Genomic DNA, 25,432 nt, shown 5'->3' with positions numbered 1-25,432 from the left:
TTCCGAACCCGGAAGCTAAGCCCTCCAGCGCCGATGGTACTGCACTCGACAGGGTGTGGGAGAGTAGGACACCGCCGAACACAACATCCCAAAATGCCCCTGACCACCCGTGGTCAGGGGCATTTTGCATTCGAAACCAATACCCAAGTATTCGCCGCTCTCGTTGACCTGAACGCGCAGGCATCGACACCTGCACCCCCCAGCCCCATCATCGCCATACGGACCGCCCGTCCCCTCGCCCCCCGGGCCGCAAACGCAAACGCGAGCGCGTTCGCCACACGCGAGCAGAACAGCGACACCAGACCGCGCGCACCTGACAAACGCGCGCGCATTCGCATAGCACCAGAGGTGCCTGCACCACGTCGCCTCCGACAGTGCCGGACGTTCACTCGCGACACCACCCCCGTCGCATACGCGAGTGCATCGCGCAGACAAAGGGGATCGGTGATCCCCAGCCGTGTCGGCCGCTGAGACGCCACCCCCACCCCGTTCGCACACGCGAGCGCGTTTGCCACACGCGAGCAGAACAGCGACACCGGACTGCGCGTACCTGACAAACGCGCGCGCGTTCGCGTACACCGGGAAGGCCTACCGACCGATCGAATCGAAGTAGTCGGGCCACACTCCACCACTCGTTCGAGTGCGCTCCTAAAAAGTCCAGCTGCACAACAATTCTCGAGCGCGGAATTTAATCAGTGGAGTTCGATGCCTCGGCAGTGCATGATCGTCGTACGGGTACATCGCATCGATCGTGGAGGTGGACAATGGCAGCAAATTTCGAGCTCGCAGGCCGGGGCGTCGTCTACACGCGATCCGCGGCTATTGCCGATCACGCTCTCTGAGTAGAGCTTTCGCGGATCGAGGCCGATGAGCCTCGACAACGACGCGTCGACTATTTTGCGCCGCACGGCTGTGCTCCGTGTGAGGCGTCCATTCTTTCTGTAGGAGAACAGATGTACTACGAACATGTCTTGAGTGAACATCGACAACGGGTTGCCCGGGGTGTCGAGAACTACGAACGGCGTCGCGTAGCAGCCGAGCGGGCTGCGGAAAGTGTTGCGGCACAAGAACGAATCGAACCCGTTCAGGAATCGGTCGGGAAAACCACCGGGAACGACGAGGGAACACCCGGAAACGGTGACAGTTCTGAATCCGGTATCGGGTCCGGATTCGTCTCGGTAAATCGCTGACCGGTCATCGTTTGACCAGATGTGAATATCGATCGCCGGCTGCGTCGATGAAGTCGCGCACGAACCAGCACGCAGGGACCACTTGGAGGCCCTGCGTGCTGGTGTCGTCGAGGGCGTATTCGGTGAGCGCGGCGGCCAGCCCTCGGCCGCGGAACCGAGGCAGTGTCACGGTGTGGTGGAAGGTTCGGACGCCGTTCGACTCGAAGTACTCGGAGTACCCGGCCGGCTCGGAGTCGACGTGAATCTCGAATCGGTGGGCAGCGGTGTCATGGGTGATCGTCACCGGCATTGCGGTACCTCCTGGCAGTGTTCGATGTCTCCACGGTAACCGGCAGCCGAACGGCGATCGTTCGGTAGTTACTCGAGCACGCATCGACGCAGTAGGCTGAGGGAAACCGAGTCGTGCGAGCGCCACCCGTCGCAACACCTCTCTTCATAAGTACGGGGCGCTCGAGGCTTAAGGCGGCAAACCGTGGAAGACACATCCGACCGGGGAATCAAGGCTTTCATCAGAACCGTCGCGCAGCGCGGTGGACGCGCGGAGCGTCTGACCACCTCGCGTCGCAATCCCGTTCAGGTCTGGTCGATGGACGGTAAGTCCTCGTGCATTGTGCGGGTGCGATCGAAGGTGACGGGCGACTGGAAGGCCCGCAGACAGGACGAGTCGCTCGAGAGCGACGACACGGGGTCGTCGTACTGGGTGTTCGTGGACCTGGCAACCGAGGAACCGCGTTTCTACATGGTGTCCTCCGAGGAGATGGCGTCGGATATTCGCGGTGAAGTGGATCTGTGGGTGCAGGATTCGCCGCTACGGACGCGAACCGGGCATCACGCCATTGCAGTCGACAGGGTGGCTCACGGCAGTGAGCGCTGGGAACTGCTGGGACTGAGCCCCACCCTGGACACGTCCGTCGACGTCGGACCCGAGCAGACGTGGGTTCGCACGCCCAGGGTCAAAGCAACGCGGAAGTCCAAGGTCGTGGTCGAAGAGGAAGTGATCGACAACCGGGTACGGGTGGTGGCCGATTGCGAGGGATACCGGCTCAGCGGGCGATTCGACCCGCACACTCAGCGCCTGGAAATCACGGCCGGGCCGATGGAGGGTCGACGCTTCGACAACCCGTCCGTCGCCGCCAGTGCCGTCGCCACGCACATCAGCGGAGATGTCGAGGAGCGGGACGGCTGGCAGTTCTGGCAGTTGGACACTCCCGATCGCGCCCCCCTCGGTTCCTTTCAGTAAGAACTAGCAGGTGAACGCGGTGATATTGTGAGCTTTCACCAACTTCGCGCAACGTGCGGAAACCGTCGAAGTGTCTGATTAACCTGGCGCTTGTACGACGAGCTCCCTGTTTCAATCGCTGGGTCGAATCGATGCTCGAGAGTTCGTCTGTGCATCGGGTTTCGGGTCTCAGCGAGCTCGACGGTCGACAGTGCGAGGGGTGCTGTCGACCGTGGGGAGAGGTATTCACCATGGAGCAGTCATACCGAGCGGCATCCGCTCATTCGTCCCGCTTCCTTTTTCTCATCGCACAGTTCGTCGATCGGAGAATTCCGGCGGAATTCTTCTCGACGCAGTTTCGAGAACTTCAGAACACGCGGGTGACATACCTGGATGCAGAGGTGTCGTCGGTGATCGGGATGCTGTCGGTCGACGTCGGGGCGTATCTGGGAGACGTCGACCTTCGCGGCGTGGACTACATCGATGCGGAACAGCTGTGGCGTGCAGCCGGCCACGCGTTTCGTGACCTCATGACATTGCAGTCCGAGCAGTTCGAGCGCGAGGCCGGCTGATCGGCCGCCGCAGCCCGTCAGCGAAATCGATCACGGTGTCGCAGAAGGTCTTCCAGCCGGAAGCGTCGGTGGGTGCCTCGCATTTCGATCGGTAGGTCTCCGGCGTCTGCCAAGCGCCGGACGTAGGTGTCGGAGACACCGAGTACCTCTGCCGCTTGCGAGGTCGTCAGCAGTTCTTCGACGGTTCCGATGGCCACAGCCCTGGCGGTGGCCAGCTGGGTGAGCAGTTCGAGCACCGCAGCGCGCGCGGAGTCGTCCAGGTCCACCGACACTCCGCCGAGACGGACATCGACGTCCGTGTCCGTGTTCTCGTGCAGTGCCGTCGTGATTCGTGCGGCGGAGCGCGAACTCAGCGCGCGGGTGACGAATCGGAAGTCCATCCGACCAGGATAGGAGCGTCCGGTTCGCCTAGGCTCGGGACACCCACCATCCGAGGAGTGTTTCAGTGCCGCAGTTGTTGCACCTGGATTCGTCTGCCGACCTGTCCCGTTCGATCAGCCGTCGGGTGACAGCCCACTTCTCGGACGCGTGGCACACCATCGGAACCGATCATTCGGTGATTCGCCGTGATCTGCACGTCAATGCATTGCCACATCTGCCGACCTCGGCACTGCATTGGGCACCGCACCTGCGGACTGCCGACGAGACCGTGGACGCGGCAGCCGAGGCTCTTCAGGTCGAGCTGATTGAGGAACTGATCTCCGCGGACGTCGTACTGATCGGTGCGCCGATGTACAACTGGTCGATCCCGTCGACGCTGAAGGCGTGGATCGACTACGTGCACGTTCCCGGCATCACGGTGCCGTTCGACGGCGACACAGCACCACTCGTCGGCAAGCCTGCGGTTGTGGTCACCAGTCGGGGGAACGAGTACACCCCGGGCTCGGAGGCAGCGTCGATCGACCACACCACGGGGCAGCTGCGGCAGGTTCTCGGCGCTGCACTGGGCATGGACGTGCATTTCGTCCCGATCGACCTGACCCTTGCCGAGCGGGTTGCCGGTCTGGCACCGAAGATTCCGCAGGCTCGGGCCAGCCTCGACGCGGCATTCTCGGCCGTCGACGAGCTCGCGCGGCGTCTGGGCACGATCTCGCCCGTGTGAGAGCCGAGTAGCCTGTCAGGGTGCAACCGAACGGCCCTGGTAGCGGCATCGAACGTGGACCAGGACGCCACCGGTTGGCGCGTCCGTCCGGCGACCACGCTGTTGCGCTGCGGATCGGCCGGGTGCTCGTCGCGACGGCGGCGGTGGCGTCCGTCGCAGTCAGTGGCGTCGGATTCGCGGTCTACCGGGAGGCAACCACCGGACTGACCACCTCCGATGCGCTCGACGGTATCGCGAACAACGATCCGGATGTCAACGGTGCCGACACCAACATTCTGTTGATCGGGCTCGACAGTCGTAAGGACATGGACGGCAACGATCTGCCGGCCGCGTTCGTCACCGACACCCTGCATGCCGGTGACAGCGACGTCGGGGGATACAACACCAATACGCTTCTGCTGGTGCATCTTCCGGCCGGCGGTGGACGAGCGACAGCGCTGTCGATACCGCGCGACGACTACGTCGACGTTCCCGGGTACGGCAAGCGCAAGATCAAGGAGGCCTACGGGCTCGCCAAGGCCGATGCCGACACCCAATTGCTCGACGAGGGTGTCACCGACGCGGCCGAGCGTGAGCGTCGGGCACGCGAGGCGGGCCGCCGCTCGACGCTGACGGCCGTTCGCGATCTCCTCGATGTGCCGATCGATCACTTCGCGGAAGTCAATCTTCTGGGCTTCTACGACGTGGCGACGGCAGTCGGCCCGATCCAGGTCTGCCTGAACAACCCGGTGCACGATACGTACTCGGGTGCGGACTTCCCTGCGGGTGCGCAGGAATTGAGCGCGACTCAGGCATTGTCCTTCGTGCGTCAACGGCACGGACTCGACAACGGTGACCTCGACAGAACCAAGCGGCAGCAGGCGTTCGTGGCCGGGGTTATGGCCAAGCTCAGCGCATCCGGCGTGCTGGCGAACATCAGCGAATTGCGTGCGCTGATCGCGGGTACCAAGAACGACATCGTCATCGACGCAGGCCTCGACCCGATCGGCCTTGCCGGGGGAGCCGGTGCCGTCATGAAGGGCGATATCGACTTCTACACGCTGCCGATCACGGGCTACGACACCGTCGACGGTCAGGACGTCAATCTCGTCGACGTCGACGCCATCAGAGCCGACGCAGCGCGATTGATCGGTCCTGCGCAACCGGCGCCCGCAGCCCTCGACCCGACGTCGGATCCGGCACCACCACCACCGCTCGCGGTAGCCGTACCCGAGCCGTCCCAGGACCTACCGGCCGCCCCGGACCAGGGTGTGCACAGCAACGGCGGCATCCCCTGCGTCGACTGAGCCCTGCATCGGCTCGGTCAATGGTTCGGCGAGCTCGACAGAACATCCATCAACTGCTTCTCGACGGCGGCGAACTGTGGCGTCGTCACGATCTCGAGCTCCCGGGGTCGAGGCAGCGGTACGTCGACCTGCCGTCGAACGTGGGCGGGTCGTGGCGAGAGGACCACCACCCGATCGGACAGGTAGACCGCCTCGCGGATGTCGTGGGTGATCATCAGCACCGTCCACCTGAACTCCGACCAGACCTGCTGCAGCCAGGCCTGCATGTCACTACGGGTCAACGAGTCCAATGCCCCGAAGGGCTCGTCCAACAGCAACACCGACCGTCCCTGCACCACGGTGCGCAGCAGTGCTGCTCGTTGCCGCATGCCACCGGACAGTTCGGACGGGCGAGCGGACTCGTACCCGTCGAGACCGAACACCGGGAACAACTCGCGTGCCCGCGCTCGTGCCTCCTTCTTGGCGACGCCTTGTACTTCGAGGCCGAGCGAGGTGTTGTCGAGCACCGATCGCCACGGGAACAGTAGGTCCTTCTGCGGCATGTAGGCACACGGCGGGACTCGGACCGAGCCCGAATCGGGTGTATCGAGGCCGGCGAGCATGTTGAACACCGTGCTCTTACCCGAGCCGCTCGGACCGATGATCGACACGAATTCACCGGGCCGGACGCCGAACGACACGCCGTCGAGTACCGGTTTTCCGCCGAACGATTTTCTCAGAGCCGAGATGTCGATGCTGTGCTCGAGTTCAGACATTGTGGCCCGCCGACCCCTGACGTGCCCACGGGGCGACGACGCGTTCGACCACGAACGTCGAGACGAACAGGAGCACGCTGATCACCGCGGTGACGGCAACGGCTGCAAGTACCAAATCGGTACGGAACGAATTCTTCTGCTGACTCATGTAGATACCGAGTCCTGCGGTGGCTCCTGCGTATTCGGCAAAGATCGCACCGACGACGGCGTAGGTGATGCCGATGCGAAGCGAGGTGAAGAATCGAGGAAGTGCCGACGGCAGCCGTACGTAGCGGAACTGCTGCCAGCGGCCGGCCCCCATGGTGGCCAGGAGGGCTCGCGCGTCGCGATCTGCGGCGGCGAACCCCTCGATGAGCCCGATGGCCATGGGAAAGAACGTCGCCAGTGCGATCACGAGAATCTTCGGTAACAGTCCGAACCCGAACCAGATGATGAGCAGCGGTGCGATGGCGATGATCGGCAGTGTCTGCGAGACGACGAACAAGGGTACGAACGCACGGCGCAGCCACGGGGAGAAGTCCACGGCGATGGCGAGCAGCCAGGCCAGCACGAGCGAGACCGCGAACCCGACGAGTGTCACCTGCAGTGTCGCTGCGGCGTTCTCGGCAATCGCCTCGCGTTGGGCCCAGCCCTGCGTGAGAACGCGGCCGGGGGAGGGCAGTACCTGTGGCCTGATGCCGCTGACCTCGACATAGATCTGCCACACCGCGATCGACAGGACGACGACGGTCACCGCGGGCCATGCCCACCGCAACGAAGCTCGGACACCGCTGAGCGAGAACGTATCTCGCTCGGCGGTCACCGGCTCATCGATCGCCGAGGTAGTCATCGGTGAAATAGGTGGACCAGTCCGGTTCGGCGCTCAGCGGTGCACCGCTCTGATCGGTGAGTACCCCGCTGTCGTAGAGAAACTTCGAGTACGCGGTCCACGTGTCGATGCTCTGTCGTCCGACTTCGCCCGCGGAATCCTTCATGTACTTCTCTGCGAGCATCTTCTGACTCTCGAACACCAACGATTCGTCGGTGAACGTACCGGGATTGGCGTCGATCAGATCCTGAGCCGCCCTGTCCGGATCGTCCGCTGCGAGTTGGTAGCCACGCTGCAGCGCCTGCACGAACTTCTTCGCCTCGTCCGGATGCGCAGCCAGCCACGGCTCGTTCCCGTTGATGGTGATGGCGTAGGCGTCGGGGAACCCGTAATCGGTGTAATCGAAGTACTTCATCGGCGTTCCGCTGTGCTCTGCCTCGATGCCCTCCCACGCGAGGTAGGACACGGTGAAGTCCGCAGTGCCGGAGTACACCGCCTCGTAGGCCGATGTGCCGAGCACTACGGTCTCGTATTCGCCTGTGCCACCGTCGTTCTCGATGACCTGCCGGAGCCCGGCCTGCTCGCCGGATTCACCGAAACCGGCGTAGACCTTGCCGTCGAGTGCGCGTGGGCTCGCGATGTCGTCCCGATCCGCACGCACTCCGATGCCGGTGGCCCAGTGCTGCAGTGGTGCGAGGACGGACACGGTCCGGGCGCCGGCCGATCTTGCGAAGACCGTCGAACTCTGGGTGCTGATACCGAACTCGGCGTTGCCTGCATCGACGAGCGTGTCTGCGGCCGTGTTGTTGTACGGCAGTACTTCCACATCGAGCCCGGCGTCGGCGAAGTAGCCCTCCTGAAGGGCGACGTAGAGGCCGGTGTGATTGGTGTTGGGAGTCCAGTCGAGGGCGAAACGGATGGTGTCGGAATCCGTCGACTGCGAGCAGCCGGCCATCACCGTGGTTGCGAGGACCGTCGCCACCATCACCGTGAGCAATCGAGACGTTCTCATGCGTGCACCGCGCTCTCGGTCGATGGCCACGGAGTGGGGTGTAATGCGCTGTCCCAGAACATCAATTCGTACCTCGACGCAACGACGAAGGCGTCGATCATCTGCTCACGCTGCAGTTCCGTCGCAGAGTCGGCCGCGTCGTCGACGAAGCCCTTGGCGGCATCGACGATGGCATGGAATTCGGGTGCGTCGTAGTTGGCCACCCACTGTGCGTAGGGATGACCGGGATCGCGTGCGAGCACGGCTTTCGCCGCTCCGGCGAGCGAGCGGCCGACGTCGGCGTAGATCCAGAAGCACGGCAGAACAGCTGCCGCCGCAACGGGATACGGCTCGGTCGCGGCGACGGCCGTCAGGTAGGAGGTGTAGCCGAGGCATGCCGGTGAAGGCGTCGGCGTCTCGGTGGAGGACGGAAGAACGTCTCCGGTGAGCATGGCCTCGTGCGAGGCGGCCTCGTCCATCGCGCTCGCTGCAGCGCCGGCCCAGAAGGCTCCGGCCACCGGTGTCGGCGCGTGCGCTGCCAGCAGGGACAGCGACTTCACGTAGCCACCGAGATACAGCGAATCCTGCTCCAGATATCGACGGAACGCGTCGAGGGGAAGGGTTCCCGCACCGAGCCGGCGGAGGAATTCGAGATCGTCGATCGCGCGTCTGATGTGCGCGGATGCGTCCCAGAGTCGAGTGGTGAAGCGGACCGGGTCCGCAGATACAACAGGCGTCATCGCCTTGACATCCCTTCGTCAGTATTACCTGCATCAGGTTCGGCGGGTTTGATCTCAGCATCCGCATCGGCGGACACACCCCGTGTCAGAACGTCAGTGACAGTAACACCGGTCACGATGTGCCGGTGTTACTGCCCCTTCACCTCGGCCTGGGTCTAGCCCAGCATGTCCTCGAGCTCCATGCCCTTGGTCTCACGGATGTTGGACTTGACGAAGAGGAACGACAGCGCAGCGAAGAGCGCGAAGCCGGCGTAGATGACCCACAATCCGACGGACGACGTCAGTGGTGGGAAGGCAAGCGTGACAGCGAAGTTGGCGATCCAATTCGCAGCCGTACCGATACCCAGAGCCATGGCGCGCATCCGGTTGGGGAACATCTCGCCGAGCATGACCCACATGATCGGTCCCCAGGTCGATGCGAAAAAGATGACGAACAGATTCGCCCCGACCAACGCGATCGCACCCCACGGCGACGGCAGACTGACCTCGTCGCCGCTGCCGGTCGCCTGCGAGAAGGCGACGGATGCCATGACGAGTCCGACGAACATTCCGATGGACCCCGCCATCAGCAGCTTGCGCCTGCCGATGCGATCGACGAACAGAATCGCCACGAACGTCATGGCCACGTTGATGACCGCGGTGATGACCGAGGTGGTGAACGACTGGTCCTCGGTGAACCCGACCGACCGCCACAGCGTCGTCGAGTAGTAGAAGATCGCATTGATGCCGACCAGCTGTTGCAGGACGGCCATCGTGATGCCCACCCAGACGATCGGCTGCAGACCGAACTTGGGGCCACGGATGTCGGCGAACGACGATCGGGCCTCCTTGCGCAGCGTCAGCCTGATCTCGTGCACTCGCTCGTCGGGATGCAGCTCGCCGGTGATGTTCGCCAGAACCGCGGCGGCTTCCTCGTCCAGATGCTGACCCACCAGGTAGCGGGGTGACTCCGGGATCAGGGTGGCCAGGATTCCGTAGACCAGAGCGGGGACCACACCGACGAGGAACATCCAGCGCCACGCCTCGACACCGAACCACAGGTCGTTGGAGGCTCCGTCGGCCGCACCCGCGAGAAGGGCGTCGGACAGTAGGGCAGCGAAGATACCGATGGTGATCGCCAATTGCTGCAGCGAGGCCAGCGCGCCACGCCATTTGGCGGGCGCGATTTCGGCGATGTAGGCCGGTGCGATGACCGACGCGATGCCGATGCCGAGACCGCCGAGCACACGCCAGAGCATGAGATCGGGAACGCTGAACGCGAGCCCGGAGCCGACCGAGGAAATGACGAACAGGGCCGAGCCGAGCAGCATCACCTTCTTGCGGCCCCAGCGATCGGCGAGGCTACCGGCGAACCAGGCACCGATCGCGCAGCCGATCAGGGCGATCGCAACCACGAAGCCGGTGGTGAACGAGCCGAGAGAGAAGTGGTCTTCGATCGAATCGACAGCTCCGTTGATGACCGAACTGTCGAAGCCGAACAGGAAGCCGCCTACAGCGGCGGCGACGCTGACGCCGATGACCTTCGCTGTGTGACGGTCCGAGGTCTGATTCATGTGTGATGCACCTTCTGGCCGCGCGCGGGCGCCGGCCGCTGGGGAGACCGTACGGCAGGGATTGTCGTACCGTCCTGGGACATTACGCCTGGTCTTTCGCCGCGCGAACGACGCCGTCAGCGAAGGTCGAAATCGTCGTCCGAGACGGTGAAACCGTGGCCGACCTGATCGGTGCAGGTGACTCCGGTCTGCTCGTCGACGCTGCATCGAAGCCCGTTGGTGGATCCACTACCCGCGACGGTGAGTTCTTCGCCGTACGGGAGTGCCGCCGCGGGTCCGTCGAATCGGTGGAACTTGGGATCGCCCAGGCTCTCGAACTTCGCGGGGGAGCCGGCGATGATCTGCACGGAATTGGGTTTCACCCGGTCGGAGGATGCACTGTCGGTCACCTCGGGGGCCGAGTCGGGCAGCGAGCCGTGGCAACCGGCGATCGACGTCTCTTGTACGGCTATACCGCACTCGAACTTGCCGCTGGGGCTCGTGAAGTAGTACCAGCCCGGAGCCTTGCCCGCGTACTGTGTCGGGTTCGCTTGCTGCGCAACGGCACTCGGCGTGGTCTTCGTGGTGCTGGACGGTGTCGTGGAGGACGGCGTGGAAGGCACACTGCTCGACGGCAGGCCACGGTCGGTGGTCGGAACCGCCGTGATCGGCTGGGGGCGGTCGGTGATGACCGTCGCCATGGGTCCGTCACCTCCGCCGCCCGAACCGCAGGCAGACAACAGGCACACTCCGACGACCGCCGCCAGGGCGGATCCAATTCTCTTCATGACTCGTTCCTCGGTTCGATGGGAGCGCTGCCGGGGGTTTCGAGCGGGCCGGCGTCGGGGATGGAGTTGGTACGTTGAGCAACGACCCGAAGGGAGGTGCGATGGACGACACCACGTCCGACTCCACCGTGCGTGTGAGCACGCCGTACGGCGACGTTCTCGGCTACCCGGTTACGGGCGATGCATCGCCGACCGTCGCCTGGAGGGGTATTCCGTACGCGACGCCGCCGGTGGGTGAGTTGCGGTTTCGAGCACCGCGTCCCCTGCAGCCGTGGAACGGCGTGCTCGACGGTCTGCACTTCGGTGCGATGGCACCTCAGGGCCGCGACAGCCCGGTCCCGATCGATCCGTCGTTGTCGATCTCCGAGGATTGCCTGTCGCTCAACGTGTGGGCGCCACGGCCCGACGGCGAACTGCGTCCGGTGCTGGTGTGGATTCACGGCGGCGCGTATTCGCTCGGTTCGTCCGCGCAACAGGTGTACGACGGGCGACATCTGAGCGAGAACGGCGACGTGGTCGTGGTCTCGATCAACTTTCGTCTCGGCGCATTCGGCTTTCTCGATCTGTCGTCCTTCTCCACCGACGAACACGTCTTCGAGACCAATCTCGGTTTGCGCGACCAGATTGCGGCGCTGCACTGGGTCCGGGAGTGCATCTCCGCCTTCGGTGGGGACCCCGACGAGATCACCGTCTTCGGCGAGTCCTCCGGGGGCGCGTCGGTCACCACTCTGATGACCTCGCCCAAGGCCGAGGGGCTCTTCCATCGAGCGATCGTGCAAAGTGCCCCGGCCACGTCCGTGTACGGTCCCGAACGCGGCGCTGCGGTGGCCGCCCGGTTCCTCGAGCTCGTGGGGGTCGACCGCGAGGACGTCGGCGAGTTGCTCGAGATGCACTTCAGCAGACTGGTCACCGCGGGGGACACTCTCTGCTACGAGATTCCGACCACAGTTCCTGGGACACTGGGACTTTCGCCCGTCGTCGACGGAGACATCGTGCCCCGCTACCCGGTCGCGGCCTTTCAAAAAGGTCTCTCGCACAGAATTCCGTTGATCATCGGTACCAACCACGACGAGCCCTCGATCTTCCGGTTCATGAAGTCCCCGTTGATGCCGATCACATTCGACACCGTCTCGGAGATGTTCCGGGCCATCGCGCACGATCACGCGGACATGCCCGCCTCGCGCATCGCAGAAATCATGGCCGCCTACCCGGACAGGAACAAACCTGCTGGGGCTCAGGCCATCTCGCGTGACGCAGGCTTCGTCATGCCGAGTCTGTGGATCGCCGACGGGCACAGTAGGCATTCGCCGACCTGGATGTACCGTTTCGATCACGCGACGCCGATGCTCAAGGCCGCGCGAGTAGGGGCCGGCCACGCGACCGAACTGCCGTACGTGTTCGGCAATTTCGGAACTCTCAACCGAGATCCCACCTTCTGGCTGGGGGGTCGGAAACCGGCGATGGCGGTGTCGGCCCGGATGCAGCGGCGGTGGCTGGCCTTCGCGCGGTACGGAGTACCGGCCGCGCTGGACGCGTCCAAGCACTGGGCCCCGTACACCGAGAAGAATCGATGGACTCTGGTGATCGATACGTCCGACACGCTCGTCGACGATCCCGACGGAGACATGCGCGCTGCCTGGGGCGACCGGGTGGTGGGATTCAGCTGACCCGTCGCCGGCCCGCCGCCGGGTCGTTCCGCAGGCTTCACTCCTGCTCGGGACGTCACAGGCATGCATCGAACGTAACAGCAAGAACACCGGCCGCTGGAGTCACAGCGGTAACAATTGAATGTCAGGCAGGAGTGGAGCCTGCGGAATGACCCGGTTGGGTAGGCCAGTCGGTGGGTGCGGTTATGTTCGATGAGTGCTGATGTCCAGGATTGTCGAAACCTCTCGGGCCGTGGCCGCGACGCGTTCGCGCAAGGTCAAGATCGAGGAGCTCGGTGCTGTGCTGTCCGAGGCACAGGCGGGTGACATCGAACCGGCGGTGTCGTGGTTGTCGGGCGAATTGCCGCAGGGACGGATCGGGGTCGGCTGGCGCACACTCGCAGATCTGGATGTCCCGTCCGCCTCGGAGTCGACACTGACGGTTGCCGAGGTGGACGAGAAGTTGTCCGAGGTGGCGGCGACGTCGGGCGCTGGTTCGGCTGCGCGACGTTCGGCCCTGCTGCTGGACTTGTTCTCGCGGACCACTGCCGACGAGCGTGCGTTCGTCATCAGGTTGGTCACGGGCGAGCTGAGGCAAGGTGCGCTCGAGGGCATCATGGTCGACGCTGTCGCCGCTGCCACAGCTCTGCCGCAGGCGTCGGTGCGGCGCGCGTTCATGCTGTCCGGTCGATTGTCTGCCACTGCCGTCGCCGCCATGACCGGTGGTGTCGAGGCATTGAACGCCTTTCGACTCGAAGTCGGTCGGCCGGTTCGCCCGATGCTGGCGTCGCCGGCGGAGTCTCTTCGGGGTGCGTGGGAGCAGCTGGCGGGGGATGTGACGGTCGAGTACAAGCTGGACGGTGCCCGAATTCAGGTGCATCGCTCGGGATCCGACGTGAGCATCTACACCCGCACCCTGCGCGATATCACCGCCGGTGTGCCCGAGCTGGTGGAACTGGTCCGTGCACTTCCCTGCGAGTCGGTGGTCCTCGATGGCGAAACACTCGCACTGGACGACAGTGGCAGGCCGCGTCCGTTCCAGGAGACGATGAGCCGGTTCGGTGCCGAGAGCGCACACGAATTGTTGCTGCAGCCCTACTTCTTCGACTGTCTGCATCTCGACGGCGTCGATCTGCTCGACGCTCCACTCGAAGAGCGCCTCGCAGCGCTCGACAAGGTGGCGCCGGGACATCGGATTCCGAGTGCCGTACGGCCCGACGCCGACGGGGCGGCTGCCCACTTCGATGCTGCGCTCGATGCCGGGCACGAGGGAGTCATGCTCAAGGCTCTGAGCGCCCCGTATGCGGCAGGCCGGCGCGGAAAGAGTTGGCAGAAGGTCAAACCCGAACACACTCTCGATCTCGTTGTTCTCGGCGCGGAGTGGGGATACGGCCGACGGACGGGCTTTCTGTCCAACCTGCATCTGGGGGCCCGCGATCCCGACGGCGGCGAACCGATCATGGTCGGCAAGACGTTCAAAGGCCTGACCGATGTGCTGCTGCAGTGGCAGACGGAGGAATTCCCGAAGCACGAACGCGAGCGAGATCAGCACACCGTGTACCTGCGGCCCGAGTTGATAGTCGAAATCGAACTCGACGGAGTGCAGGTCAGCTCGCGCTATCCGGGCGGGGTGGCGCTGCGCTTCGCCCGAGTGTTGCGATACCGACCGGACAAGAACCTGGCCACCGCAGACACCATCGATGCCGTCCGCGCATTGTTGCCCAACTCGAACTCGTGAGTTCGCCGAGAACTGTGCACGATTAATACATACGAAACCGGACGAACGATCCCGTAACACGGCGCAAAATACCTTGAGGGTGCAAGCCAGCGAGAGATGGAGTGCCGATGATGTCCACAGTTCGAGCTGCGTTGGTCCAGAGCACGTGGACCGGTGACAAAGAATCGATGATCGAGGCACACGAGGGGTTCGCTCGGTCTGCCGCCGAGCAGGGCCCGAAAGTTGTCTGCTTTCAAGAGCTTTTCTACGGTCCGTACTTCTGCCAGCTTCAGGATGCGAAATTCTACGAGTACGCCGAATCCGTACCGGGCCCGACGGTCGACCGGTTCGCGGCGTTGGCGAAAGAGCTCGGGATCGTCATGATCCTGCCCGTCTACGAGCAGGAACAGCCCGGGTTGCTGTACAACACCGCTGCTGTGGTCGACGCAGACGGCACGTATCTCGGTAAATACCGCAAGCATCACATTCCCCACGTCAACGGATTCTGGGAGAAGTTCTATTTCCGTCCCGGCAACCTGGGGTGGCCGGTGTTCGATACCGCCGTCGGCCGCATCGGCGTCTACATCTGTTACGACCGGCATTTTCCCGAAGGCTGGCGTGCTCTCGGACTTGCCGGTGCCGAGATCGTCTTCAATCCCTCGGCAACCTCACGGGGTCTGTCGAATTATCTGTGGAAACTCGAGCAACCGGCCTCGGCCGTCGCGAACGAGTACTACGTGGGTGCGATCAACCGCGTCGGAATCGAATCCGAGTACGGCGACGACGATTTCTACGGCACCAGCTATTTCGTCGATCCCGAGGGCAAATTCGTCGGCGAGGTGGCGTCGGATTCCAAGTCCGAGATCGTCGTTCGGGACCTGGACATGGACCTGATCAAAGTGGTCCGCGACCGATGGGCGTTCTACCGCGACCGTAGACCCGACGCCTACGGCCCACTGGTGCAACCCTGATGGCCACCACCTTCGTGCACGGCGGCACTGTCGTATCCACCACCGGCGCACAGGAACTGGATGTGCTCATCGACGGTGAGACCATCGTCGCAGTGCTGGCACCCGGCTCGGTGTCCTTGGCCGCAGATCTGAAGACATCGGCGGACGTCGTCATCGATGCCACCGGGAAGTACGTGATTCCGGGCGGCGTGGACGGACACACGCACATGGAGATGCCGTTCGGGGGCACGTTCGCCTCCGATACCTTCGAAACCGGGACGCGCGCAGCGGCGTGGGGTGGTACGACGACCATCGTGGATTTCGCCATCCAGACTCCCGGCCAACGCGTCCAGGACACTCTGGCGCAGTGGCACGACAAGGCCGCCGGTCGGTGCGCTATCGATTACGGGTTTCATCAGATCATCGGCGACGTCACCGATGATTCGCTGAAAGCCATGAGCGAGTTGGTCTCCGAGGGTGTCACCAGTTTCAAACTCTTCATGGCGTACCCGGGGGTCTTCTACTCCGACGACGGCAAGATCCTGCGAGCCATGCAGTCGGCGGCGGAAACGGGTGCGCTGTTGATGATGCACGCGGAGAACGGGATCGCCATCGATGTCCTCGTGGCCCAGTCCATCGCACGCGGCGACACGGCCCCGTACTTCCACGGGACATCGCGTCCGTGGCAGCTGGAGGAAGAGGCGACGCATCGAGCGATCATGCTGGCCGACGTCACCGGAGCGCCGCTGTACGTCGTGCACGTATCGGCAAAGCAGGCTCTCGAACAGATCGCGCAGGCTCGGGGCAACGGGCAGAACGTGTTTGCCGAGACGTGTCCGCAGTACCTCTATCTCTCGCTCGAAGAACAACTCGGTGCACCCGGCTTCGAGGGGGCCAAATGGGTCTGCTCGACGCCCCTGCGGTCGCGAGCCGAGGGCCATCAGGACGAATTGTGGCGCTACCTGCGCACCGGTGACGTGGCAACCGTCAGTACCGACCACTGCCCGTTCTGCATGAAGGACCAGAAAGAAATGGGAATCGGCGATTTCTCCAAGATTCCCAACGGAATCGGTTCGGTGGAACATCGCATCGACTTGATGTTCCAGGGGGTCAAGAGCGGCAAGATCACCCTCGAGAAGTGGGTCGACGTCTGTTGCACCACCCCGGCCCGGATGTTCGGTATGAATCCGAGAAAGGGCGTCATCAGCCCGGGAGCAGATGCCGACATCGTGATCTACGACCCGAACGGGCACACCAGCATCGGGGTCGAGAAGACCCACCACATGAACATGGACTATTCGGCGTACGAGGGTTTCGAGATCGACGGGCACGTGGACACCGTGATGTCTCGCGGGCGCGTCATCGTCGACAGTGGATCCTATTCCGGCACTGCGGGACACGGCCGCTTCGTTCGCCGCGACCTGTCACAGAATCTGATCTGAGCATGGACATCGGGGTGGTGCTGCAGTGCAATCCGCCGGCGTCGCGGGTGATCGATCTGGCCAGACAGGCCGAGACACATGGGTTTTCGCACGTATGGACGTTCGATTCGCATCTGCTGTGGCAGGAACCGTACGTCATCTACAGTCAGATTCTGGCCGCGACCAGGCGTGTGACCGTGGGTCCGATGGTCACCAATCCGGCTACCCGCGATTGGACCGTGACGGCGTCGACGTTCGCGACACTCAACGACATGTTCGGCAATCGAACCGTCTGCGGTATCGGTCGGGGTGATTCCGCGGTCCGCGCTCTCGGAGGTAAGCCGACAACGCTTGCCTCGCTTAGAGACTCGATCGAGGTGATCCGAAATCTGGCCAACGGGCGCAGCGCCCGGGTGGGTGAGACGACGGTGCAGTTTCCGTGGGCGGAACACTCGACGCTGGAGGTGTGGGTCGCGGCGTACGGACCGAAAGCCCTCGAGCTCACCGGGCAGGTAGCGGACGGATTCATTCTGCAATTGGCAGATCCGGATATCGCTGCGTGGACGATCGGCCGAGTGCGTGCTGCCGCCGAGCAGGCGGGCCGAGATCCGGATTCGATCTCGATCTGCGTGGCAGCTCCCGCCTACGTCACCGACGGTACCGAGGCCGGGCTCGAACATGCCCGCGACCAATGTCGTTGGTTCGGTGGGATGGTCGGCAATCACGTCGCCGATATCGTCGCACGCTACGGCGGTGACGGCGGCGGTGTTCCGCAGGCACTCACCGACTACATCGCGGCGCGCAATGGGTACGACTACAACGAGCACGGTCGAGCCGGAAACTCGCACGCAGAATTCGTTCCGGACGAGGTGATCGACAGGTTCTGCCTACTGGGCACCCCGGCCGATCACATCGTCAAGCTGAAGGCGCTGGAGACACTCGGCGTCGACCAGTTCTCGGTGTACCTGCAGCACGACGCCAAGGCAGCGACGCTCGAAGCGTACGGAGAGAGCATCATTCCGCAGATTCGCACATCAGTGACGGCTACGTCGTGACGGGCGACGGGACTGTTGCCGTCGGCCAGTCGTACGCTCCGGTGAGTGTCACACCGAAGAAAGGCGGCAAGTAGATGGATCACGTGTTCTACTCCTGGTCGGCGCAGGCCGAACTGAACCCGATCACCGTCGAGGGTGCCGAGGGGTCGTGGTTCTGGGACGACAAGGGCAATCGGTACCTGGACTTCTCGTCCCAGTTGGTCAACGTCAATCTCGGGCATCAACACCCCGACGTGGTGGCCGCCATCGTCGAACAGGCCCAGGTTCTGACGACCATCTCGCCGACCGTGGCCAACAACAAGCGCAGTGAACTCGCTGCTCTGATCGCCGAACGCGCTCCGGGTGATCTGAACCGGGTGTTCTTCACGACGGGCGGTGCCGAAGCCGTCGAGCACGCGGTGCGGCTGGCGCGCCAGCACACCGGACGCACGAAGATGCTTGCCGCCTACCGCTCGTACCACGGCGGAACCGGAGTCGCTATCGGTCTCACCGGAGAGCCGCGGCGATGGGGTACCGAGCCGACCAACGTCGACGTCGTACGCTTCTTCGGGCCGTACCCGTACCGGTCGCCCTGGGGCACAACGACTCCCGAGGACGAGACAGCCGCAGCGCTGGCACACCTCGAACAGGTCATCGTGCTCGAAGGCGCGCAGAACATCGCCGGACTGATCCTGGAATCGGTCATCGGTACCAACGGTGTGCTGATCCCGCCGCCCGGATATCTGGCCGGCGTTCGGGCACTGTGCGACAAGTACGGGATCGTCTACATCGCCGACGAAGTGATGGTCGGGTTCGGGCGAATCGGCGAATGGTTCGCGTGCCAGGCCTGGGATGTGACACCGGATCTGATCACGTTCGCCAAGGGCGTCAACTCCGGATACGTGCCCCTCGGCGGGGTCGTGATCTCGGAGAAGATCGCCTCGCAGTTCGACCACAAGCCGTATCCGGGCGGCTTGACCTACTCCGGTCACGTCCTCGGGTGTGCCGCGGGCGTGGCATCCATCGGGGTGTTCGAGCGCGACAAGATCCTTCCGCACGTCCGTCACGTCGGCGAGGACGTACTCGGTGCGGGCCTGTCCAAGCTGGCCGAATCGCATCCGAGCGTCGGCGAAGTGCGCGGCAAGGGATTCTTCTGGGCCGTCGAGCTGGTCAGGGACGGCACGACGCGGGAGCCGCTGGTGCCCTTCGCCGCGTCGGGCAAGGATGCGGCGGCGATGGGCACCGTGACCGCCGCGGCGAAGTCACGGGGTCTGTGGCCCTTCGTCGCAGGCAACCGTCTGCAGATCGCGCCGCCGCTGACGACGACCGAGGACGAGATTCGTCAGGGACTGGAAATCCTCGACGAGGTATTGACGGTGGCGGACGGGTTCACCGTCTGACTCGGGGTCGTGCGCGGAAACTCGACTCCTGCTACGAGGCAGGAGTGGAGCCTGCGGAACGACCCGAAAACACTGCGTGCACGTGCGGCGTCAGCCGCTCTGATCAGAGCACAGCACCGGGGTTGAGGATTCCGGCCGGATCGAGAGCGGTCTTGATTCGCCGGGTCAGTTCCATGACGTCTTCGCCGACTTGATCGGGCAGCCAGGCCTTCTTGAGGCGCCCTACGCCGTGTTCGCCGGTGATGGTGCCGCCCAACGAAATTGCCAGATCCATGATGGCTCCGAATGCGACGTTGGCGCGACGGGTCATGTCGGCGTCCTCGGGATCGAACACGATCAGCGGGTGGGTGTTGCCGTCGCCCGCGTGCGCGATGACGGCAACCAACACGTCGTACTTCTTCGACAGTTCGGCGATCCCGTCGACGAGAGCCGGGAGGGCAGGGAGCGGAACACCGACATCCTCGAGCAGTAGGCTGCCGAGTCGTTCGACCGCCGGAATGGCGAATCGCCGTGCCGCAGCGAAGGCCTCACCCTCGTCGGGGTCGTCGGTGGTGAAGACATCCGAGGCACCGGCCTCGGTGCACGCTGCGGCCATGATGTCGATCTCTCGCCCTCGATCGGCACCGGGGGAGTCGGACCGAGCGATGAGCATCGCAGCTGCCTCGCGGTCGAGTCCCATGTTCATGGCATCTTCGACGGCACCGATGGACGCACGGTCCATGAACTCGAGCATCGACGGCCGCAAGGTACGGGTGATGGCCAGAATGGCAGTCGTCGCATCGTGCACGGAGGCGAACGAGGCAACCACGGTGCTGGCCGGAGGTTGGGCCGGGATCAATCGAAGAGTGATCTCGGTGATGATGCCCAGGGTGCCCTCGGATCCCACGAAGAGCTTCGCAAGGGACAGTCCGGCAACATCTTTCAGGCGTGGTCCGCCGAGTCGGACGGCAGTCCCGTCGGCGAGGACGACCTCGAGTCCGAGAACGTAATCGGTGGTGACGCCGTACTTCACGCAGCACAGCCCGCCGGCATTGGTGGCCGCATTGCCGCCGATGGAGCACATCTCGAACGACGACGGATCCGGTGGGTACCACAGACCGTGTTCGGCGACTGCCTTCTTGACTTCGGCGTTGAGCAGTCCGGGTTGTACGACGGCTATGCGGGTCACCGGGTCGACGGTGATCTCGCGCATCAGCTCGGTGGTGAGCACGATTCCGCCGTCGACGGCCGTGGCGCCACCGGACAGGCCCGAGCCGGCCCCACGCGGGACGACCGCTACCGCGTGTTCGGTGGCCCACCGCATGACGGCTCTGACGTCGTCGGTGGACTGCGCGCGGACCACGGCCAATGGGGAACCTGCGTCGGGGTCCTTGGCCCAGTCGCGTCGGTATCCCTCGGTGATGTCGGGGTCGGTGACCACGGCACCGGCGGGAAGCAGCGCTTCGAGCTCGCTCAGGTGGGCATCTGCATCGGTAGTCACCGACATCCGGTTCTCCTCACGTCGTACATGTGACCGTCGCCACTCGAGTCTGTCACGACTCGCAGTGGGGCGTGAACGAGGACGCCGCTGGGATTGTCCGAGTCACATCAGTAACGCCAGCCCCAGGCGTTACCAGATCGATGCGTCGTCGACACGCAATGTTGTAGTTCGCAGCGCTAGCGTCCAGCGCAGCGCATCTCGCACCCCATGCGGTGCGGGTCGACAAGGAGGCTGCACGATGATCGATCCCGGAAGTGACTCCTGGAACTATGTGGCGGCGATGTTCTCGTACGAATTCCTCGGGGGCGGAGTCGAATACGACACCATCGAGCGCATTCACCGCGGCGAGGTCGACGAGTGGGTGCACGCGTTGCTGAAATCCGGGATGTTCGAGAGCGCGACCGTCGCGGCCATCGCCGACTCGTGGCGTGCAGCACCCCGCCGACTGTTCGACATGCTCGTCCTCGATGCCGACGAAATGACTGCTCGCCGTTGCTCTCTCGCGTGGTCGTCCCTCGACCGGCTCGCGCCGCTCGCTCGCCTGGGCTGATCACGGGTCGCACAGCACAAATCACGGTTCACGCACCCAGAATTGTCGTCCCGGAGTCGTCGACCACGATTGCCTGGCTATCGGTCAGTCCGTGAGTTTCGATTCCCTCGCGTCGCAGACGGCGCAGCGTCGCCCACCCCGAATCCTTCTCGTCCAGCACGGAATCGAGATGCGGGACGACGGAGAAGTCGACGAGACCGAGCCCGCTCCACACCGGATCGATGCCTGCGATCGGCCGTACCTCGTTGGGGTCGTCGGCATCCTCGACTCCGGCCAGTGACGGCGCAGCGACGCACGCTCCCGCGCTGTACCCGCCGTAGGCGATGGTGTCGGCCCGAACGCGCCCGCGGATGACCTCGTCCGCACCGGAACGAGCCATCTGAGCGCGCAACACGAACGTGTTGCCACCGCGGACCCAGACTGCGTCGAACGCTGCCAGGGCGCGCTCGAATGCGGCCGGCCTCCCGGCGAAATCGCGCAGATCCAACTCCGACGGCCGGTATCCCAACGCGCGCAGGGGTCCGAACTCGCTGCGGAGCGAGGATTCGCGGGCGGTGGCGGGCCAGGCATCGGCCGCATTGGCGATGACCGCGAGATCGGCGGGCGGGCCGGTGAGGCGGGCGAACTCGTCGGAATGGCCGCCGAATCGATACGAAGACAAGAACAACCTCACGAGGTCTGCTCCCCGGCGACCCTGGCCATTCCGGATCGAATTGCCTCGGCCACCCGTTCGGGTTCACGCAGGCGACGGGTGACGAACCCCGCCGCGAACTTCAGTCGGTCGCGGTCCCAGCGCGGCACCACGTGCAGATGCAGGTGAAAGACGGTTTGGAATGCGGCGACGCCGTCGTTGATCACCAGGTTTGCACCGTCGGCGCGGAGGTCGGACTCGCGCACTGCGCGCGCCAGCGTGTGCCCGACGCGGAAAACCTCGGCAGCCGTGTCCGGTCCGGTGGAGGTCAGGTCTGCGGAATGCTCGCGCGGAACCACCAGAACATGGCCCCTGCTGATCGGTCGAATATCGAGAAAGGCGACGGTGTTGTCGTTCTCGAACACGCGGTGGGCAGGTGCGTCGCCGGCGACGATGGCACAGAAGATGCAAGATTCCACGATTGTCACTGTAAGGTCCGATCATCACGGATTGACCTGTATGGCGTGCATCACAATTGCTCGTCCTGTAGTCGCGAAATGTCGAAACGGACTCGATTCAGAACGAATCGGACTGTGTTCTGGGTTACCCGCGCTCCATTTGCTGTGGCTACTATCAGGAACCTCGTGCCTTGTCGCATGGGTTCGTCCACTCGTCGCAGATTTCGAGCCATTGGCCGATCGGTGGGCACCATTCAACGCAGGAAGACGGAGATTTGGATACATCGCAGAGCACTGAAAAGGGTTCGGGATCCACGACGGTCGTCGGTGTGGTCCGCGAATCGGGGGAAGGTGAGCGACGTGTCGCTCTGGTCCCGAAGATCGTTGCCGCGCTCACGGGCAAGGGCGTCGAGGTCGTCGTGGAATCGGGTGCCGGACTCGGCGCTCTGATCCCGGACGAGCTCTATGTCGCAGCCGGGGCCACGATCGGCGATCCCTGGGGCTCGGAGGTCGTGGTCAAGGTCGCGCCGCCCACCGAAGCAGAGATCTCGAGGCTGAAGTCGGGCTCGACGCTCATCGGTTTCCTCGCCCCACGCAATGCCGAGAACAGCATCGGCGCGCTGAAGGCCGCCGGAGTACAGGCGTTCGCGGTCGAAGCCATTCCGCGTATCTCCCGCGCTCAGGTGATGGACGCCTTGTCTTCTCAGGCGAACGTCGCCGGGTACAAGGCCGTTCTGTTGGCCGCGTCGGAGTCCACGAGGTTCTTCCCGATGCTGACCACCGCCGCCGGAACGGTCAAGCCGGCGACTGTGCTCGTTCTCGGTGTCGGTGTGGCCGGCCTGCAAGCCCTGGCCACCGCGAAGCGTCTCGGTGGTCGACCCACCGGCTACGACGTGCGACCGGAGGTAGCCGACCAGGTCCGTTCCGTCGGCGCGCAGTGGCTCGATCTGGGGATCGATGCTGCCGGCGAAGGCGGCTACGCGCGTGAGCTGACCGAGGACGAACGCGTCCAGCAGCAGCGTGCCCTGGAAGAGGCGATCAAGGGATTCGACGTCGTGATCACCACGGCGTTGGTGCCCGGCCGTCCCGCACCGCGTCTGGTGACGGCCGCGGCAGTCGAGGGCATGAAGCCCGGCAGCGTCGTGGTCGACCTGGCCGGCGAGACCGGCGGAAACTGCGAACTCACCGAGCCCGGCCAGACCGTCGTCAAGCACGACGTCACCATCTGCTCGCCGTTGAACCTGCCTGCCACGATGCCCGAGCACGCCAGCGAGCTGTACTCGAAGAACATCTCGGCTTTGCTCGAGCTCATGCTGGTCGACGGCGCACTCGCTCCGGATTTCTCCGACGAAGTGCTCGCCGGTGCCTGCGTGACACGTGAGAAGGAGAACTGATGTACACCCCGCTTCTCGCGAACATCGCGATCCTGGTGTTGTCCGGGTTCGTCGGTTTCGCGGTGATCTCCAAGGTGCCGAACACCTTGCACACCCCGCTGATGTCGGGAACCAACGCCATCCACGGCATCGTCGTGTTGGGCGCGTTGGTCGTCCTCGGAAAGGTGCACGACCCGTCCATCGGACTGCAGGTCATCCTGTTCGTCGCGCTGGTGTTCGGAACCGTCAACGTCATCGGTGGCTTCGTGGTCACCGACCGCATGCTCGGCATGTTCAAGTCCAAGCCGGTGCCCGCCAAGACCTCGAAGGGTGCTGACTCCTGATGGACAATCTCGTCAACATTCTCTACATCGTCGCCTTCGGCATGTTCATCTACGGTCTGATGGGTCTGACCGGACCGAAGACCGCCGTGCGGGGCAACCAGATCGCCGCCGTCGGCATGTTCATCGCCGTGGTGGCCACGCTGATATCCATTCGTGACACCGGTAACTGGATCCTGATCATCGTCGGACTCGTCGTCGGCGTCGCGCTGGGAATCCCGCCTGCGCGACGGGTGAAGATGACGGCGATGCCGCAGCTGGTGGCTCTGTTCAACGGCGTCGGCGGTGGCACGGTCGCACTGATCGCGTGGGCCGAGTTCCTCGACACGTCCGGATTCTCGAACTTCAACCACGGAGAGTCGCCGACGGTGCATATCGTCATCGGCTCACTCTTCGCGGCGATCATCGGTTCCATCTCGTTCTGGGGCTCGCTCATCGCCTTCTTGAAGCTGCAGGAAACTCTGCCCGGCTCGCCCATCACCATCGGTAAGTTGCAGCAGCCGCTCAACGCTCTGCTGCTGATCGGCGCTGTGGCCGCTGCAGTGGTCATCGGCATCAACGCCACTCCGGGCGGCGGCGTGTCGCAGTGGTGGATCGTCGCGGTTCTCGTACTGGCAGGCATCCTCGGTCTCACGGTGGTACTGCCCATCGGCGGCGCGGACATGCCGGTCGTCATTTCGCTGCTCAATGCTCTGACCGGTCTGTCTGCTGCGGCTGCGGGTCTGGCGCTCAACAACACCGCGATGATCGTGGCGGGCATGATCGTCGGTGCGTCCGGCACGATCTTGACCAACCTGATGGCCAAGGCCATGAACAGGTCCATTCCGGCGATCGTCGCAGGTGGATTCGGCGGCGGCGACGCGGCTGCAGGCCCGGCCGGTGCAGGCGGGGGAACCGCCAAGGCGACCTCGGCGGCAGACGCAGCGATCCAGATGGCCTACGCCAACCAGGTCATCGTCGTGCCCGGCTATGGCCTTGCCGTCGCTCAGGCACAGCATGCCGTCAAGGACATGGCCAAGTTGCTGGAGTCCAAGGGTGTCGAGGTCAAGTACGCCATTCACCCCGTCGCCGGTCGCATGCCGGGACATATGAACGTGCTGCTCGCCGAGGCCGACGTCGCGTACGACGCGATGAAGGAAATGGACGACATCAACGACGAGTTCTCACGCACCGACGTCACGTTGGTCATCGGAGCGAACGACGTGACCAACCCGGCGGCGCGCAACGATCCGTCGAGCCCGATTCACGGGATGCCGATTCTCAACGTCGATCAGTCGAAGTCGGTCATCGTCCTCAAGCGGTCGATGTCGTCCGGCTTCGCCGGAATCGAGAACCCACTGTTCTTCGCGGAAGGCACGTCGATGCTGTTCGGCGACGCAAAGAAGTCGGTGTCCGAGGTGACCGAGGAGCTCAAGGCCCTCTAGTCGGTCGCCATCTCGGCCCGGATG

25 protein-coding genes and 1 riboswitch are annotated in these 25,432 nt (G+C 64.1%); of the genes, 14 read left to right on the top strand and 11 right to left on the bottom strand.

All coding sequences use genetic code 11. The features are described from left to right. Window positions 1–1,194: 1,194 nt before the first annotated feature. Complete coding sequence (locus tag K414_RS0122390) at window positions 1,195–1,479, bottom strand: GNAT family N-acetyltransferase (RefSeq protein ID WP_027497965.1); 285 nt, start codon at window positions 1,477–1,479, stop codon at window positions 1,195–1,197. 183 nt (window positions 1,480–1,662) lie between these two features. Here K414_RS0122390 and K414_RS0122385 point away from each other — a divergent pair, with 183 nt between their 5' ends. Then, window positions 1,663–2,430: a hypothetical protein gene (locus tag K414_RS0122385; protein ID WP_027497964.1), complete on the top strand. Its 768-nt coding sequence runs from the start codon at window positions 1,663–1,665 to the stop codon at window positions 2,428–2,430. Window positions 2,431–2,660: 230 nt separating this feature from the next. Continuing rightward, a complete protein-coding gene (locus tag K414_RS0122380) occupies window positions 2,661–2,981 on the top strand; it encodes a colicin immunity domain-containing protein (protein WP_027497963.1) in 321 nt (106 codons plus the stop codon). Between the two features lie 17 nt (window positions 2,982–2,998). On the opposite strand, the gene K414_RS27730 is transcribed toward K414_RS0122380, so the two are convergent. Next, window positions 2,999–3,361, bottom strand: a complete 363-nt coding sequence (locus tag K414_RS27730) for a helix-turn-helix domain-containing protein (protein WP_032365543.1) — start codon at window positions 3,359–3,361, stop codon at window positions 2,999–3,001. Window positions 3,362–3,426: 65 nt separating this feature from the next. Between K414_RS27730 and K414_RS0122370 the strand changes: the two genes are divergently transcribed. Both K414_RS0122370 and K414_RS0122365 read left to right on the top strand, forming a co-directional pair. Continuing rightward, on the top strand, window positions 3,427–4,083 hold the full coding sequence (locus tag K414_RS0122370; RefSeq protein WP_027497962.1) for an NAD(P)H-dependent oxidoreductase: 657 nt from the start codon (window positions 3,427–3,429) through the stop codon (window positions 4,081–4,083). A gap of 20 nt (window positions 4,084–4,103) precedes the next feature. Beyond that, window positions 4,104–5,369 carry an LCP family protein gene (locus K414_RS0122365; RefSeq protein WP_027497961.1) on the top strand — a complete coding sequence of 422 codons (1,266 nt, stop codon included), beginning with the start codon at window positions 4,104–4,106 and terminating at the stop codon, window positions 5,367–5,369. A gap of 17 nt (window positions 5,370–5,386) precedes the next feature. Here K414_RS0122365 and K414_RS0122360 read toward each other — a convergent pair whose 3' ends face one another. The 6 genes from K414_RS0122360 to K414_RS29470 all read right to left on the bottom strand — a co-directional run bounded on the left by K414_RS0122360 (window position 5,387) and on the right by K414_RS29470 (window position 10,983). Further along, window positions 5,387–6,124 (bottom strand): ABC transporter ATP-binding protein, encoded by a 738-nt coding sequence (locus K414_RS0122360; protein WP_027497960.1) that lies wholly within the window; start codon window positions 6,122–6,124, stop codon window positions 5,387–5,389. Then, window positions 6,117–6,953, bottom strand: a complete 837-nt coding sequence (locus K414_RS0122355; protein ID WP_027497959.1) for an ABC transporter permease — start codon at window positions 6,951–6,953, stop codon at window positions 6,117–6,119. The genes K414_RS0122360 and K414_RS0122355 overlap by 8 nt, the downstream gene beginning before the upstream one ends. Next, entirely contained in the window at window positions 6,931–7,917 is a 987-nt protein-coding gene (locus K414_RS0122350; RefSeq protein WP_051365412.1) for an ABC transporter substrate-binding protein, read from the bottom strand. The genes K414_RS0122355 and K414_RS0122350 overlap by 23 nt, the downstream gene beginning before the upstream one ends. Window positions 7,918–7,940: 23 nt before the next feature. Next, entirely contained in the window at window positions 7,941–8,663 is a 723-nt protein-coding gene (locus K414_RS0122345) for a TenA family protein (protein ID WP_027497957.1), read from the bottom strand. Further along, a riboswitch (TPP riboswitch) is annotated at window positions 8,657–8,756 on the bottom strand. (Overlaps the previous gene by 7 nt.) Before the next feature lie 62 nt (window positions 8,757–8,818). Then, window positions 8,819–10,216 carry a sugar porter family MFS transporter gene (locus K414_RS0122340; protein WP_027497956.1) on the bottom strand — a complete coding sequence of 466 codons (1,398 nt, stop codon included), beginning with the start codon at window positions 10,214–10,216 and terminating at the stop codon, window positions 8,819–8,821. A gap of 116 nt (window positions 10,217–10,332) precedes the next feature. Further along, a complete protein-coding gene (locus K414_RS29470) occupies window positions 10,333–10,983 on the bottom strand; it encodes a hypothetical protein (RefSeq protein ID WP_027497955.1) in 651 nt (216 codons plus the stop codon). 101 nt (window positions 10,984–11,084) lie between these two features. Between K414_RS29470 and K414_RS0122330 the strand changes: the two genes are divergently transcribed. From K414_RS0122330 to K414_RS0122305, 6 genes are all read left to right on the top strand, one after another. Next, a complete protein-coding gene (locus K414_RS0122330) occupies window positions 11,085–12,650 on the top strand; it encodes a carboxylesterase/lipase family protein (RefSeq protein ID WP_027497954.1) in 1,566 nt (521 codons plus the stop codon). 196 nt (window positions 12,651–12,846) lie between these two features. Beyond that, window positions 12,847–14,367, top strand: a complete 1,521-nt coding sequence (locus K414_RS0122325) for an ATP-dependent DNA ligase (RefSeq protein WP_027497953.1) — start codon at window positions 12,847–12,849, stop codon at window positions 14,365–14,367. A gap of 110 nt (window positions 14,368–14,477) precedes the next feature. Beyond that, window positions 14,478–15,317 (top strand): nitrilase-related carbon-nitrogen hydrolase, encoded by an 840-nt coding sequence (locus K414_RS0122320; protein ID WP_202595110.1) that lies wholly within the window; start codon window positions 14,478–14,480, stop codon window positions 15,315–15,317. Next, window positions 15,317–16,738, top strand: coding sequence for a dihydropyrimidinase (hydA, locus tag K414_RS0122315; protein ID WP_027497951.1), 1,422 nt, complete (start codon window positions 15,317–15,319; stop codon window positions 16,736–16,738). The genes K414_RS0122320 and hydA overlap by 1 nt, the downstream gene beginning before the upstream one ends. Window positions 16,739–16,740: 2 nt before the next feature. Next, window positions 16,741–17,772 carry a TIGR03842 family LLM class F420-dependent oxidoreductase gene (locus K414_RS0122310; RefSeq protein WP_027497950.1) on the top strand — a complete coding sequence of 344 codons (1,032 nt, stop codon included), beginning with the start codon at window positions 16,741–16,743 and terminating at the stop codon, window positions 17,770–17,772. Between the two features lie 74 nt (window positions 17,773–17,846). Then, window positions 17,847–19,151: an aspartate aminotransferase family protein gene (locus tag K414_RS0122305; RefSeq protein WP_027497949.1), complete on the top strand. Its 1,305-nt coding sequence runs from the start codon at window positions 17,847–17,849 to the stop codon at window positions 19,149–19,151. 103 nt (window positions 19,152–19,254) lie between these two features. On the opposite strand, the gene K414_RS0122300 is transcribed toward K414_RS0122305, so the two are convergent. After that, window positions 19,255–20,637 (bottom strand): FAD-linked oxidase C-terminal domain-containing protein, encoded by a 1,383-nt coding sequence (locus K414_RS0122300; protein ID WP_027497948.1) that lies wholly within the window; start codon window positions 20,635–20,637, stop codon window positions 19,255–19,257. A 232-nt stretch (window positions 20,638–20,869) separates the two neighbouring features. On the opposite strand from K414_RS0122300, the gene K414_RS0122295 reads away from it, so the two are divergent. After that, entirely contained in the window at window positions 20,870–21,181 is a 312-nt protein-coding gene (locus tag K414_RS0122295; protein WP_027497947.1) for a hypothetical protein, read from the top strand. A 28-nt stretch (window positions 21,182–21,209) separates the two neighbouring features. On the opposite strand, the gene K414_RS0122290 is transcribed toward K414_RS0122295, so the two are convergent. Both K414_RS0122290 and K414_RS0122285 read right to left on the bottom strand, forming a co-directional pair. Continuing rightward, entirely contained in the window at window positions 21,210–21,854 is a 645-nt protein-coding gene (locus tag K414_RS0122290) for a Type 1 glutamine amidotransferase-like domain-containing protein (protein WP_027497946.1), read from the bottom strand. Then, complete coding sequence (locus K414_RS0122285; protein ID WP_027497945.1) at window positions 21,851–22,291, bottom strand: HIT family protein; 441 nt, start codon at window positions 22,289–22,291, stop codon at window positions 21,851–21,853. The genes K414_RS0122290 and K414_RS0122285 overlap by 4 nt, the downstream gene beginning before the upstream one ends. A gap of 254 nt (window positions 22,292–22,545) precedes the next feature. Between K414_RS0122285 and K414_RS0122280 the strand changes: the two genes are divergently transcribed. Genes K414_RS0122280 through K414_RS0122270 form a run of 3 tightly spaced genes read left to right on the top strand, consistent with a single transcriptional unit; the run spans window position 22,546 to window position 25,408 of the window. Next, entirely contained in the window at window positions 22,546–23,664 is a 1,119-nt protein-coding gene (locus tag K414_RS0122280; protein ID WP_027497944.1) for a Re/Si-specific NAD(P)(+) transhydrogenase subunit alpha, read from the top strand. Continuing rightward, window positions 23,664–23,987, top strand: coding sequence for an NAD(P) transhydrogenase subunit alpha (locus K414_RS0122275; RefSeq protein ID WP_027497943.1), 324 nt, complete (start codon window positions 23,664–23,666; stop codon window positions 23,985–23,987). The genes K414_RS0122280 and K414_RS0122275 overlap by 1 nt, the downstream gene beginning before the upstream one ends. Continuing rightward, window positions 23,987–25,408 carry an NAD(P)(+) transhydrogenase (Re/Si-specific) subunit beta gene (locus K414_RS0122270; protein WP_027497942.1) on the top strand — a complete coding sequence of 474 codons (1,422 nt, stop codon included), beginning with the start codon at window positions 23,987–23,989 and terminating at the stop codon, window positions 25,406–25,408. The genes K414_RS0122275 and K414_RS0122270 overlap by 1 nt, the downstream gene beginning before the upstream one ends. Window positions 25,409–25,432 lie beyond the last annotated feature (24 nt).

This window comes from Rhodococcus sp. JG-3 (assembly GCF_000482405.1).
Taxonomy (GTDB): Bacteria; Actinomycetota; Actinomycetes; order Mycobacteriales; family Mycobacteriaceae; genus Rhodococcoides; species Rhodococcoides fascians.
This window is presented reverse-complemented; position numbering and strand designations above follow the sequence as displayed.

Coding starts and splice junctions, on each gene's coding strand:
- K414_RS0122270 (WP_027497942.1), top strand. CDS start 23,987: ATGGACAATCTCGTCAACATTCTCTACATCGTCGCCTTCGGCATGTTC.
- K414_RS0122330 (WP_027497954.1), top strand. CDS start 11,085: ATGGACGACACCACGTCCGACTCCACCGTGCGTGTGAGCACGCCGTAC.
- K414_RS0122275 (WP_027497943.1), top strand. CDS start 23,664: ATGTACACCCCGCTTCTCGCGAACATCGCGATCCTGGTGTTGTCCGGG.
- K414_RS0122340 (WP_027497956.1), bottom strand. CDS start 10,216: ATGAATCAGACCTCGGACCGTCACACAGCGAAGGTCATCGGCGTCAGC.
- K414_RS0122320 (WP_202595110.1), top strand. CDS start 14,478: ATGTCCACAGTTCGAGCTGCGTTGGTCCAGAGCACGTGGACCGGTGAC.
- K414_RS0122305 (WP_027497949.1), top strand. CDS start 17,847: ATGGATCACGTGTTCTACTCCTGGTCGGCGCAGGCCGAACTGAACCCG.
- K414_RS0122310 (WP_027497950.1), top strand. CDS start 16,741: ATGGACATCGGGGTGGTGCTGCAGTGCAATCCGCCGGCGTCGCGGGTG.
- K414_RS0122345 (WP_027497957.1), bottom strand. CDS start 8,663: ATGACGCCTGTTGTATCTGCGGACCCGGTCCGCTTCACCACTCGACTC.
- K414_RS0122390 (WP_027497965.1), bottom strand. CDS start 1,479: ATGCCGGTGACGATCACCCATGACACCGCTGCCCACCGATTCGAGATT.
- K414_RS0122360 (WP_027497960.1), bottom strand. CDS start 6,124: ATGTCTGAACTCGAGCACAGCATCGACATCTCGGCTCTGAGAAAATCG.
- K414_RS0122295 (WP_027497947.1), top strand. CDS start 20,870: ATGATCGATCCCGGAAGTGACTCCTGGAACTATGTGGCGGCGATGTTC.
- K414_RS0122350 (WP_051365412.1), bottom strand. CDS start 7,917: ATGGTGGCGACGGTCCTCGCAACCACGGTGATGGCCGGCTGCTCGCAG.
- K414_RS0122380 (WP_027497963.1), top strand. CDS start 2,661: ATGGAGCAGTCATACCGAGCGGCATCCGCTCATTCGTCCCGCTTCCTT.
- K414_RS27730 (WP_032365543.1), bottom strand. CDS start 3,361: ATGGACTTCCGATTCGTCACCCGCGCGCTGAGTTCGCGCTCCGCCGCA.
- K414_RS0122355 (WP_027497959.1), bottom strand. CDS start 6,953: ATGACTACCTCGGCGATCGATGAGCCGGTGACCGCCGAGCGAGATACG.
- K414_RS29470 (WP_027497955.1), bottom strand. CDS start 10,983: ATGAAGAGAATTGGATCCGCCCTGGCGGCGGTCGTCGGAGTGTGCCTG.
- K414_RS0122300 (WP_027497948.1), bottom strand. CDS start 20,637: ATGTCGGTGACTACCGATGCAGATGCCCACCTGAGCGAGCTCGAAGCG.
- hydA (WP_027497951.1), top strand. CDS start 15,317: ATGGCCACCACCTTCGTGCACGGCGGCACTGTCGTATCCACCACCGGC.